This is a genomic window from Paenibacillus sp. OAS669 (genome assembly GCF_014873645.1).
In the GTDB taxonomy this organism is placed as follows: domain Bacteria; phylum Bacillota; class Bacilli; order Paenibacillales; family NBRC-103111; genus Paenibacillus_S; species Paenibacillus_S vulneris.
Window position 1 is genome coordinate 38470 of sequence record NZ_JADBDR010000016.1, and the last position, 12081, is coordinate 50550.

Annotated in this window: 11 protein-coding genes; 3 read left to right on the top strand and 8 right to left on the bottom strand. The window is 49.2% G+C overall.

The genetic code is table 11. The features are described from left to right. Positions 1–24: 24 nt before the first annotated feature. The 7 genes from GGC63_RS27410 to GGC63_RS27440 form a co-directional block, all read right to left on the bottom strand. Complete coding sequence (locus GGC63_RS27410; RefSeq protein WP_192705024.1) at positions 25–648, bottom strand: helix-turn-helix domain-containing protein; 624 nt, start codon at positions 646–648, stop codon at positions 25–27. Between the two features lie 120 nt (positions 649–768). Then, entirely contained in the window at positions 769–2097 is a 1329-nt protein-coding gene (locus tag GGC63_RS27415; RefSeq protein ID WP_192705025.1) for a hypothetical protein, read from the bottom strand. Between the two features lie 162 nt (positions 2098–2259). After that, positions 2260–2523, bottom strand: a complete 264-nt coding sequence (locus GGC63_RS34680) for a hypothetical protein (protein ID WP_225948545.1) — start codon at positions 2521–2523, stop codon at positions 2260–2262. A 256-nt stretch (positions 2524–2779) separates the two neighbouring features. Beyond that, positions 2780–4336, bottom strand: coding sequence for a 23S rRNA (uracil(1939)-C(5))-methyltransferase RlmD (gene rlmD, locus GGC63_RS27425; protein ID WP_192705026.1), 1557 nt, complete (start codon positions 4334–4336; stop codon positions 2780–2782). Then, a complete protein-coding gene (locus GGC63_RS27430; protein ID WP_192705027.1) occupies positions 4317–5300 on the bottom strand; it encodes a diacylglycerol kinase in 984 nt (327 codons plus the stop codon). Before GGC63_RS27430 ends, rlmD begins: the two co-directional genes overlap by 20 nt. 37 nt (positions 5301–5337) lie before the next feature. Beyond that, a complete protein-coding gene (locus tag GGC63_RS27435; RefSeq protein WP_192705028.1) occupies positions 5338–6102 on the bottom strand; it encodes a sirohydrochlorin chelatase in 765 nt (254 codons plus the stop codon). 412 nt (positions 6103–6514) lie between these two features. Next, complete coding sequence (locus GGC63_RS27440) at positions 6515–6805, bottom strand: YerC/YecD family TrpR-related protein (protein WP_028549983.1); 291 nt, start codon at positions 6803–6805, stop codon at positions 6515–6517. Between the two features lie 293 nt (positions 6806–7098). Between GGC63_RS27440 and GGC63_RS27445 the strand changes: the two genes are divergently transcribed. Continuing rightward, positions 7099–7569 (top strand): hypothetical protein, encoded by a 471-nt coding sequence (locus GGC63_RS27445; RefSeq protein ID WP_192705029.1) that lies wholly within the window; start codon positions 7099–7101, stop codon positions 7567–7569. 261 nt (positions 7570–7830) lie between these two features. Here GGC63_RS27445 and GGC63_RS27450 read toward each other — a convergent pair whose 3' ends face one another. Then, on the bottom strand, positions 7831–8571 hold the full coding sequence (locus GGC63_RS27450) for a ThuA domain-containing protein (RefSeq protein ID WP_079914124.1): 741 nt from the start codon (positions 8569–8571) through the stop codon (positions 7831–7833). Between the two features lie 205 nt (positions 8572–8776). On the opposite strand from GGC63_RS27450, the gene GGC63_RS27455 reads away from it, so the two are divergent. Next, positions 8777–9709 carry a helix-turn-helix domain-containing protein gene (locus GGC63_RS27455; protein WP_192705030.1) on the top strand — a complete coding sequence of 311 codons (933 nt, stop codon included), beginning with the start codon at positions 8777–8779 and terminating at the stop codon, positions 9707–9709. A 358-nt stretch (positions 9710–10067) separates the two neighbouring features. Next, positions 10068–12081, top strand: a 2014-nt coding sequence (locus tag GGC63_RS27460; RefSeq protein WP_192705031.1) for a penicillin-binding transpeptidase domain-containing protein, incomplete at its 3' end; no start/stop codon positions are given.

Genomic DNA, 12081 nt, shown 5'->3' on the forward strand with positions numbered 1-12081 from the left:
ACTGTATGGCATCACTATCACCTCCTAATCGATGGACAATCCATTTTCTTTGAGTAAATTATCTAGTTTTTCGAAAAAGCCATTATGCTCGTACTTGCTTACAGAGGGGTGAATCCCTCCCCAATCCTTGTTGCTCTGATAATCCGTCAAATAATGCAGTACAAGTTCAATGGACTTGCGATGAGGTTCTTTATCGAGGACTGTTAGCAATTGTTCGATAAGGCGTTTATTCTCGTTACCGTCGACTAAATCATCGCTGACAACTTGCTGAACACATTCAATGAACCTCGCTTCTTCGTCACGTTCATGAAGATAACGGATGATTCCTTCATTCTGAGATACTTGTTGCTTAATGATGATTTCTTTCCCATCCTCATCTACATGAGGATATTCAACCTCAACCCACTCATCTGTGATATGGAAGTAGAGAATTTGAATGTCTCTTTTTTCCGCATCCGTAAGTTCCTTTTGGAAAAGTCCTAATTCCTTGACGCCAAATAACTCTGAAAGTTGTTCCAATCGTTGTTGCGGTATTTTCCTGCGTTCTTTAATCCAATCCTGAAAAGTTTGCTTAGAGACACCGATTTTCTCAGCTACTGTCTTGTACTCCATGTGGAACGTATCAGCTATGTACTGTAGACCAATCATTTTCATCACCGCCATACTTAGTATGTCTTAATATCCTTATAATACCCGCCCATACCGAGTATGTCAACTGGTTTATTAAAAAAAGTTAAGCCACGTGTAGGAATGCCCACACATGGCTTATTAACGAAGTTTCTTTAGTTTTCGCAATGCAAACTTTCTTGTATCCTCATAGCTATCATACAAACATTCTTCTAAAATCTCTTGGGGGAGAACTTTTCTTTTGGACATTCCTTGAATCAGAGTATGGCGACAATATGAACACAGTGTTTGTCGATACATGTAGATATAAACGGAGGGATTAATCTTAACTGATCGCTTATCTAATAAATCCTCAACGCTCATAAAGACACCATGCCATTCGCCTTCATCATAAGATACTGTCAGACTTTGAATGCCTTCGAGTAGGACAGTTTCATCCTCAGACTTATAGCAATAACATAGGAGAGTTAGAGCATTTGCTAGTTCCTTCTTTTGTTTAAGAAGATTTATTGCAAAGTCGTGAATCCGATCTGACGGTAAATGCCGCATTATTTCAAAAGCTACATCACGTATTGATTGATTATCACTTTCGGCAAGTTCGAAAATAAACTGCTCATCCAATGGGAAACGAACCTTCCTAAAAGTCCATAATAATTCTAACTTTATTTCAAAATTCGTTTCCTCCATAGAGTATCTCGCTAATTTAATCAAATCATCCTCTGATGCAATTTTTGCAAAACGAAGTGCAAGACCACGGCTTCGCTTTTCTCTTGATGCTTCAATGAGTTCTTCTAATGTTGGTGAATCAATACTTTGTCTATTTTGAATCGTGGTGCGTGATACAGAGTTTAGAAAAGCTTTTACATAATCAAATTTAATCGCATTGTTTTGCAAAAATGTATCGACACGTTTATCCCCAAACTTATTTTTCGCGTTTGAATAGAACCAATCCATATTCAAAACATCACGATTTCTTAATAAATACTCACCAAGCTGTTTTACAATGCTCTTGAATGCAGGAAATCCATCTAGCGATGTTAACCATACACAAAGCCATTCAAAGTTATCCCTTTCTAAACGATTGGCGCGATGTGAAAGAAATCCGAATAATGTATTATATTTTTCATATAATGATTCCCTCGCTCTAACGCTACCATCTACTGAAAATAAATACAAAAGCTCGCATAACTGATCGAATAACCATGTATCTAGATTCTTTTGCATAAACTTTTGGATTATTGCCTCTTCAAAAAAGCTCCTATCTTCGAACAGACAAATTGCATCGTATAAAAAGATTCCACGCCCGCCTTCACATTGCATGTCATAGCAAGTGTTATGAAGACATGACCATAAGACAATATCCTTGTACTTTTCCCGATTATTGCTCTCTTTTAACTCGATATATGAGTTACCTAGTCCTCGTTTGAAAGCCTCTTTGAATTGAGTTTTTGTTAGTTTTCTTACCTTCAATTAATGATCTCCTTTTCTATTCCAAGTCTCTACATCATACCCATAGGATTTTTGGCTAAACTCCTCTGCTTTTATTAAGCCATTCTTCATTGTTCCAAAGTACAGGTAATGCTCCCAGTGATTGAATATGTAACCGAGGGTCATTTGAATGCAAAAAAGCTATCAACTTCTTTTGATTTCCGACAAGTAATCTCCAAGAACTATTTTGGATAATGTCAAGCACATGATACGCAGTGTCTTTATCTCGTGCATTGAATTTGTCGAAGTTCTTGAAGACAAGCACAAAGCCTTCACCACTAGGGATAATATCGGATCAAATCCTTGTTCCATTATATTTTCAACGTATTTTTCTAATATGCTTTGTCTCCAAAACATAACGATAGAACCATTCATCATCAACGTCTTCCATAATACTTCTCGTTCCATTTATCTCCCCCCCCAAACAACTTCCATTAGAACAATGACCTAAATCCATTGTACCATATGTTGGTATTTGCCTTTTCGTATCGATAAAATTTTTGCGTCTGGTTGCTGAGTAGATGTGTACTGCCCGAAATTGATAATAGTGACAATCATTTAGCTGTAAACCACCCCCCGAGTGTCTATCCATCCAACTCCCGCTCCCTTGTGAAGACAAAAAAATACCCTCTCAATGAAGAGAGGGCAATCCCACATTAACTTCTCATTCGTTATTTCCGTTCCAAACTAATAGTGAACAACACTCCACATGCACCGTATGCGGAAACATATCCACCGGCTGGACCTCGACGGTGGTGTAGCCGCCCGCCGCGAGCACCTGCAAGTCCCTCGCTAGGGTCGAGGGATTGCACGACACATACACCACTCGAGATGGACGCATCTCGAGGATCGTATCGAGCAGCGCGGCGTCGCAGCCTTTGCGCGGCGGGTCAACCACGATGACGTCGGGGGCGATGCCCTGCCGACGCCATTCGGGGATGACAACCTCGGCCGCGCCGGTCTCGAACTGAACGTTGCGGATGCCGTTCAGCCGCGCATTGCGCCGAGCATCGTCGATCGCTTCGCCGACGATCTCGACGCCGTACACTTGGCGAGCGCGCTGCGCCAAGAACAGCGAAATCGTGCCGATGCCGCAGTAGGCATCGATCACGGTCTCTTCGCCGGTCAACCCGGCGAAGTCGAGCGCCTTCCCGTACAGTACCTCGGTCTGTACGGGGTTCACTTGATAGAACGATCGCGCTGAGATCGCGAAGCGGATGTCTCCGATGGTATCATAGATCACATCGTCGCCCCAGAGCACCTTCGTCTTGTCGCCGAAGATAACATTGGTCCGCTCTTTGTTGATGTTCTGGCAGATGCTCTTGATGCCAGGAATGGCCTGGCGCAGCAGGCCGACCAGCTCGTCCGCGTACGGCAGGCTTTCGCCGTTCGTGATGAGGACGACCATGATGTCGCCTGTGTTGAAGCCGTAACGCGCCACGACGTGGCGCAGCAGGCCCTTGTGGGTCTCCTCGTTATATGCCCGGATCCCCAGCTCACGGGCGATGCGTTTGACCTCGGCGACGACGAGGTCGTTGTTCTCCTGCTGGATGAGGCACTCATCCATATCGATGATGCGGTGGCTGCCTTGGGCGTAGAAGCCCCCGACCAATCCGCCCTCCCGGTCGGCCGAGGCCGCTTCGAAGCCGATAGGCACCTGCGCCTTGTTGCGGTAGCGCCAAGGATCGTCCATCCCTAACGTCGGATGGACGATAACTCCACCCGCCTCCGCGCTCTTCTCGGCGCTTCCGGCTACCTGAAGCTTACCGATCCGCTCCAGGTTGTCCACCACGAGCTGCCGCTTGAAGCGGAGCTGCGCTTCGTAGCTCAAATGCTGCAGCTGGCAGCCGCCGCATTGGCTGTAGATCGGACAGGGCGCCGCGATACGATCGGGGCTTGGCTTGAGGATGCGCAGAAGCTTGGCGTAGCCATACTGCTTCTTCAGCTTCAGCACCTTGACCAGCACCCGCTCTCCGGGCAGCGCTCCCTTAATAAAAAGGGTAAAGCCGTTCACACGGCCTACCCCTTCTCCCTCGTGCCCGATGCCGACAATATCGGCTTCATATTCTTCGTTTTTCGCCACCGGCAGGCCACTCAAATCTGGCGCAGGACCCACCGTCTTTCTTCCTGCATTCCGATAGCCGCCTTGGTCTTTGGCGCCATCCTGCTGTCGTCCCTTGCCCTGCGGCCTTCTGCTGCCGTTATTGCTCTTCGTGCTCATGTCCGTCCACTCCAGATTTGGTTTTCCAAGGCAGCTTGATCTGCTGCAATGGGTTCGTTTTATATACCGATTGACCGCTCTCGTCTACGAAGATGTGAAGATGGGACGGCAAATTAGTGAATAAGCACGGCAGAGTGCCGCCGAATTCACCGTCCAGATTGATCTGCACATAATCCGGAGAAGTCACTTCAATGTTGCGGGTTTGAAAATAAATAATGTTCGGGTCACCCAAATGCTCGCCGCGGAGCGCTAAGGTGACGACGCGGATAAATTCGGCGAGATTGCACTTTTTCAAGATCAGGACATCGAACAAGCCGTCATTGAGGGAAGCGTCGGGCGCCAACCGCTCAAAGCCTCCTACAGAGTTGCTGTTCGAAATGAGGAACAGCATCACTTCCTCGTGGAATTCCGCTTCGTCGGTCCGGATATGCAGCTCGATCGGACGAAGCCGCGGCAGCTTCTCCAGTCCCTTCATATAATAGGCCAGCTGGCCGATCATCGTCTTCAGCTTGCTCGGCACCTCGTAAGTCAGCTCGGTCAGAGAGCCTCCGCCGGCAATGTTGATGAAGTAGCGCTGATTCATTTTGCCGACATCGATTACCTTCGAATGCTGCTGCAAAATGACATCGACCGCACCTTCCCAGCTGCGCGGTATATTAAGAGCCCGGGCAAAGTCGTTGGTCGTGCCCAGAGGCAGAATCCCAAGCGGAGGACGGTGCGGCTTCTCCGCCATGCCGTTGATCACTTCATACAGCGTACCGTCGCCGCCCGCTGCAATGATCACGTCGAAGCCGCGCTCCACCGCATCCGCTGCGGCAAGCGTCGCGTCGCCTTCGCCGATCGTGGCGTGCGTGGACGTCTCCAGCCCGCCCCGCTCCAGCCGCTGCAATATTTCAGGCAGCCGCCTTCTCATTTCTTCCCTGCCGGAAGTTGGATTGTATATCAGTCTTGCACGTTTGGTCATTCCTTTATTCACCCGTTCGCCTCGATTTGCTGCATGGTTACCACTCCAAAAAAGGAGCCGCCTGCCGCTCCATCCACCGAGTCAGCAGAGGATGCGGCAACAGCGCTCTCCCATTATATTTATATGTATAGCCTTGCATACGAGAAGGAATTACCTCGTTCGTGAAGTACCCTTCGCTTAAGAATAGCGGCGCTGCCAGCACCGTATGATGCGGCTTACACTCGCTCCACTTGTTCAGCTTGCTTGGTATTTGATCGGGCAGCAGCATGGCCGTATCGACCTCATCGAAGCCGCCCAGCGCTTGAATGCGCATCGCCAGCTTCAGCATGCCGTCCTGCCACGGCTCGTAGAACCCTTTTTCTACACTTCCGTGCCCTACTAACAGGACGATTTCCTGTGAAGGATCGGCCGATAGCGGCTTCAATTTCTCGTAGAGGATAGCTGCTATATCCGGATCGTCGTCAATGGGCGATGTAAAATGCACCCTTGCTTTTATATCGAATGGAAGCATATCCGTCGGAAGGACAGGCTCCTTCTTAACGCCGAGAGCATAGCTGATTTCATCGATATGAGTGCTTCCTGAAGAAACGAACAGCGGGATAACCACAATATCTGTCACGCCCTGCATCTCCAAAGCGGTGATTCCATCCTGGATCAAACGCCCCTCCACGATTTCCAGAAAGGAGGAGTATACCGGAACATTCGCCGGCACATGCATCGCCAGGACCGCTTCGTCCACAAGCCGAACCCACTCTTCGCTGCGTGAACCGTGACTTATGACTAATATGCCGTGTTTTACCAACGAATATCCTCTCCCCTGTACGAGAAAACCATCTATCGATGTAATTCAGGCTGTTCGACCGCGGTCTGCGGTAGTTTTTATCGCCAATGGGAGCTTTCATCTGCTGCGTCTACTTCGCAGGTTCACGTCCCATGTGGAGAGAAAACCATCTATCGATGTAATCAGGCTGTTCGACCGCGCTTATTACACAGCTTTTTCCTATTATAGCATAATCCTGCTGAGTCCGTTCCCTGGCGGCTCAACGACTTTGTGAATAAACTTTTTCAGATAAGTTCCTTAGCAAAAGTCACCGGATAGGATAACGGACAGAACTTCCCTGACAGTTCCGTCAGCAATGATTTTATTGGTACACGAAGAAAATCCCTCCCGGTTCACGTTCGGGAAGGATGGCGAATAAGCTTGCGCATTTCCGCTAGCGTCCAAGGCGCTCCAGCGTCATTTTATAACCGTCGTTACCGTAGTTCAAGCAGCGCTTGACGCGAGAAATCGTAGCCGTGCTGGCACCGGTTTCCGCCTCAATTTGGTTATATGTATTGCCTTTGCGCAGCATCCGGGCCACTTCCAAACGCTGGGACAGGGACTGAATTTCGTTCACCGTGCACAAATCGTCGAAAAAGACGTAGCATTCTTCAATATCTTTAAGCGTCAGGACCGCTTCGAACAGTTGATCGATCGCTTTATCATTTAATTTTTTCAATTGCATGTTTTCGTTCAACCCCTATGATGGTCTGCTAACAATTCTTGCATTAATGTATTCGACACCAATGGAGGAAATCCTCCCTTTAGATTAGCAATTCTTTACTATTTTTATGCGGTAATGAAGTAAAACATCAAAAAGCTGATAAAACCGTGACAGGAGTCCAATCCATTCATTCGCCTATAACATAGACTAAATTAGGTAAAACGTCTATGTCCAATTTTCGGTACGTCTAGCTGTACCTTTTGCCAATGGCATCCAGTGACTTAGAAATCCATAATAAAGGATCGTGAAAACCCGTGACTTATCAAAGACCAACTATCGGAAACCAAGGGGATCCGATGCGCAGCTTTACTCAGCCGGGCTCTTTTTTTGAAGGAGGACAATACCCGGTTCAATATCCGGGAATGGAAATTAACAGCTATGCGCAGTCCCCTGTCCCTACAACCAACAACGGCGGCGGAGGCGGATTAACGACTCTGCTGGGCGGATCGGGAGGCGGCGGGAACAGCAACATTAACATCGGCCAAATCAAGCAAATCATCGATCGGCTCGGTGGTATCGAAGGCATTGTAGATACGGTGTCGAAAGTACAGCGCATGGTGCAAAGCGTACAACAAGTAGCTCCGCTAGTCAAGGTGCTGATGGGCGGTCTCCTGAAGAAGAAAAACGGGGACAGCCTGGAGGTAACCCCCAGACGCAAAAGGCGCCGCAAACGCAAAACCGGTCCCGTACAAAAGACTCGCGTCAAACGGCGCACTTCCAGATAAGGCTGCAAGCCTTTCACCTCTTCATAATGAAAAAGAGCTGCACCTGCGCGAGGGGCGGCTCTATTATCTGTTTAGCCAAATCCTCGTAGACGTAAACGGGTTTGCTGTAAAATCCCTTCCATTGGGAGAAAAACGTCTATTATCCTCCTTTTCTAGAGGTGCAGGCGCATTTTGCTATAACATCAAAAAGCCCGGTAAGAGCAGCTTATGCTCCAACCGGACCTCCAATGCCTTCCGATGCCAATAATCACCTCGCCAGGCTTATCCCTGCTGTACCTTGGCCTTGATGGTCTCTAATGGCTTATGGTTCCCATAGACCGGATATTCGCGAGTCGATGGCGCTGCCCAATGCGTTGCATTGCGAATGACGCGGCGCACTTGTTCGTTGTAATAGGTTGGGTACGTTTCGTGTCCCGGACGGAAATAAAAGATTTTGCCTTGACCGCGATGGAACGTGCAGCCGCTGCGGAACACCTCTCCGCCTTCAAACCAGCTGACCATAATCAGCTCATCCGGCTGAGGAATATCGAAGTGCTCCCCGTACATTTCTTCCGCTTCCAATTCAATATATTGACCGATGCCTTCCACGATCGGATGGCTTGGAGCCACAACCCAGATGCGTTCCTTTTCATCGGCTTCGCGCCATTTCAGATCGCAGGAGGTACCCATCAGCTTTTTGAAAATTTTGGAGAAATGACCGGAATGCAGAACAATCAAGCCCATGCCGTGCAGCACGCGTTTATGGACACGCTCTACAATAGCGTCCTCCACCGCACCATGCGCCTTGTGACCCCACCAGATGAGAACATCCGTGTTGTTCAGCTTTTCCTCCGTCAGCCCGTGCTCCGGCTCATCCAAAGTAGCGTAGGACACTTCCACATCGGCTCCGAGGCCCTCTCCTATCGCTTGATGAATGCCGTTGGGATAGACGGAACGAACCTTTTCGTTCTCTTTTTCATGACGAAATTCATTCCACACCGTGACTCGCAGCTTTTGACTCATGGGATTATTACCTCCATTGATAGGTCTTTTTTTGTACCTTGATTATATAAGATGCCCCGCACAAAAAGATATTCTCAAAATTGCCCCATCTGTATGCAATAATGTCATGTCCTGTCCAAACGTGCTATACTATTCTTATTTCAACGTCAATTTTATTATGCAATATAGTCTTCCTTTTTGTGGAAACGGGGGTTGCGGCAAGCGTATGACGAAGTGGGACGATGCGGAAACCGTTGTATTTAATGAGCTCGTCGATTACCAGAATCCTCTGCTTCGCCTGAAAATTTGGCAGATCGAAAGCCCGGGCACTACCATATCGATTCCGAAGGTCTATAAATGGCATTATCATAAAGAAGTGGAGTTTCTTATTCTGACCGAAGGCGGTCTGGGTATCCAAACGAAGCACGATTCAAGACTGCTGCAGAAGGGCGATGTCCATTTGTTCGGCTCCTCCCAGCTTCACCGGACTCGCAAGGAGCTTCCGATGCCGCTCAGCTATATCGTGTGCCAGTTCGATTTGTCCCAGCATTTTGATGAGAGCACGATGCCTTACTTGGCTTATTTCAACGAGGCCAGACGTCCGCTCGGGCAGTTGAACTATATTTTTCGCGAGAAGCCTGAGGTGCAGCGGCAGGCGTTTGATCTCATTATGGACATCTATCAGGAAGCCCAAAGCAAGGCCAAGGGGTACGAGCTCGCGATAAGCGCTTCGATCCGCCGGCTGCTGCTGCTCCTTCTGCGTCATGACGACCGGGATCTGCTTCAAGGGGCCGACAATGCCGAGCTGATGAGGCTGCAGCCCGCCCTCGACTATATCGATGCCCATCTAAGCGAGAAAATCGCGATTGAACAGGCGTGCACCGTCCTTAATCTGAGCTATCATTATTTCATTAAGTTTTTCAAAAAGGTCATGGGCATGTCGTTTGTTGACTATGTGAATTATAAACGGATTAAAAAAGCCGAACGGCTCCTGCTGACCAAGGATGCCAGTATTATGGAAATCGGTGACGCCGTCGGCATTCCGAATATGGCCCAGTTTTACAAGCTGTTCAAGCGGCATAACCAGTGCTCGCCCAAGGAGTTCAAGCAGCGGATGCGGGGCGACAGCTCGATGGAGCAGGCGGCTCAAATGATGTAAGGGAGAGGGCGCCGCAGTTGTTGAGAGACCCTGTTTCACTCGAAGCTTTACTGAATCGTAGATGGGGGATGCCTCGAAGGAGCGAAAGCATCCACCTTTGGGAAATCCCCGCTATAAGGCGAATAGGATAAAAATTTCCCAAGAACAACAGCGGCTGGAGGGGCATACCCCACCGAAGTTAACTAGATTTTTCAAGATTATAGACTTCTCAACCATCCACGGGGGATCATCTCCCCCTTTTTTTGTTACCTTTTCGCATCAGTGGGCTGTGAGGGGATTATCAGAGTGCAGCCATTCTTCCCTGCCAAATTTATCTATACAATAGGATAGCAACGGAAATGCAAGGGAATGGTGAAGCATGAAAAAGAAACGAATGGTGACCTGGGGCCGCTTGCTTGCGCTGACCTGCGTGCTGGTTGCAATGGCAGGCTGCAAAGGGAATGAGCCGAACCCGGATGATGCGATGCGAGCCTTCGCAAATGCATGGCAGCAAAAGCAATATGAAGCCATGTACGATTGGCTCTCCACGGACTCCAAGCAAAAAATCGACGCAGCCGCGTTCGTTACCCGGCACAAATCGATCTATGATGGGATCGGCATGAAGGATTTATCCATCCAGTGGCTGCCGGTCGAGCAGGACGATTCCCGTAAAATCAAGGATAAAAAATCGTACAGACTGCACGTGAACCTGAACAGCACGTATGGACCCATATCCTATGACCAGAATGCGCTGATAGTCAAAGAAGACGTAAATTGGAGAGTCCAGTGGGACTCCGCTTATATTCATCCCAAGCTGGGAGACAAGGACAAAGTAAGAGTCGAGGATACCAAGGCGCAGCGGGGAGAAATTCTGGACCGGCAGGGCTTCGGGCTGGCCATTAACGAAGATAAGCTGGATCTTGGCCTTATCCCGAAGAAGCTCCCGGAAACTCCGGACCCTTCGATCCAGAAGCTGGCTGATTTATTAAAGCTGGACCCGAAAACAATCCAAAATCTGCTCAATGCCTCTTGGGTAAAGCCGGATTATTTCGTTCCCGTAACGATTGTGCCCAAGGGCGATCAACGGCTGGAGGCTCTGACGGCCATCCCCGGCGTCACCTATCGCACCAAGAAGGTGCGCTCCTACCCCCTGGAGGAGGCAGCCGCCCATCTTGTTGGGTACATAGGCAAATTGACCGCAGAAGAGCTGGCCAAATACAAGGACAAAGGATATGCAGTAGACGATTGGATCGGCAAAACCGGATTGGAGCTTTCCCTGGAATCCAGGCTTAGAGGCACCGATGGAGGACGGATCTATATTGTAGATGCAGACGGTAAGGAGAAAGCGACTCTGGCGAGCCGTCAGGCGGTCGATGGTGAAGATATTAAGCTGACGATCGACTCGACTCTCCAATCGGATTTGTACCGGCAGCTTGCCAAGGACGCGGGGTCCGGCGCCGCCATTCAGCCCATGACAGGGGAAGTGCTGGCCTTAGTCAGCGCTCCATCGTATAATCCCAATCTGTTCATTAGCGGCGTATCGGCCGATCAGTGGAAAGCTTGGACGGATGATCCGAACAAGCCGCTTTTGAACCGTTTTGCCCGGGCTTATGCCCCCGGGTCGGCGTTTAAGCCTATCACGGCGGCCATCGCCTTGCAGGAGCGCACATTGGATCCGAATGCAGCGAAGGAAATTACGGGGAAAACGTGGAAAAAGGATTCATCCTGGGGCAATTATTACGTATCCCGGGTGTCTTCATCCCAGAGCCAGGTCGATTTATCCAAAGCGATGATGTATTCGGACAACATCTATTTCGCTCAGGTGGCGCTGGAGCTGGGCGAGCAAAAATTCATGCAGGATGCCAGAAAGTTCGGGTTCGGTGAACCGCTGCCCCTCCCGCTTGCGTTCGATGCCTCCTCCCTCTCTAACACGGCGAAGATGAAGAACGATATCCAATTGGCCGACTCCGGCTATGGTCAAGGAGAGGTCGTCATGAATTCACTTCATGTAGCGACGACCTACACAGTATTTACCAACAACGGAACGATGCTGAAGCCGACCTTGCTCTTAAGCGATGCAGCCAAGCCCGAGCCTTGGAAAAGCGGGCTGCTTGATCCTGATGTCGTCAAGACCGTGACCGATAAAATGGTCGAGGTCATCGAAAACCCGGTCGGCACAGGCCATGCCGCGATGATTAAGGGCCTGCGTCTGGCAGGCAAAACGGGCACCGCCGAGCTGAAGCAGAAAAAGGACGTCGCCGGACAAGAGAACGGCTGGTTCGTCGCCTTCAACACCGATAAGCCTCAGCTTTTGCTCTCCTTGATGGTCGAGCAGGTCCAGGAACGCGGCGGAAGCCATTATTTGAGCGAAAAAATCAAAGCCTTATTTCAAT

What these genes read in the sequence shown, in the direction of transcription:
- GGC63_RS27410 (WP_192705024.1), bottom strand. Translation starts at nt 648, where the DNA reads ATGATTGGTCTACAGTACATAGCTGATACGTTCCACATGGAGTACAAG.
- GGC63_RS34680 (WP_225948545.1), bottom strand. Translation starts at nt 2,523, where the DNA reads ATGGAACGAGAAGTATTATGGAAGACGTTGATGATGAATGGTTCTATC.
- rlmD (WP_192705026.1), bottom strand. Translation starts at nt 4,336, where the DNA reads ATGAGCACGAAGAGCAATAACGGCAGCAGAAGGCCGCAGGGCAAGGGA.
- GGC63_RS27430 (WP_192705027.1), bottom strand. Translation starts at nt 5,300, where the DNA reads ATGACCAAACGTGCAAGACTGATATACAATCCAACTTCCGGCAGGGAA.
- GGC63_RS27440 (WP_028549983.1), bottom strand. Translation starts at nt 6,805, where the DNA reads ATGCAATTGAAAAAATTAAATGATAAAGCGATCGATCAACTGTTCGAA.
- GGC63_RS27450 (WP_079914124.1), bottom strand. Translation starts at nt 8,571, where the DNA reads ATGAGTCAAAAGCTGCGAGTCACGGTGTGGAATGAATTTCGTCATGAA.
- GGC63_RS27455 (WP_192705030.1), top strand. Translation starts at nt 8,777, where the DNA reads ATGACGAAGTGGGACGATGCGGAAACCGTTGTATTTAATGAGCTCGTC.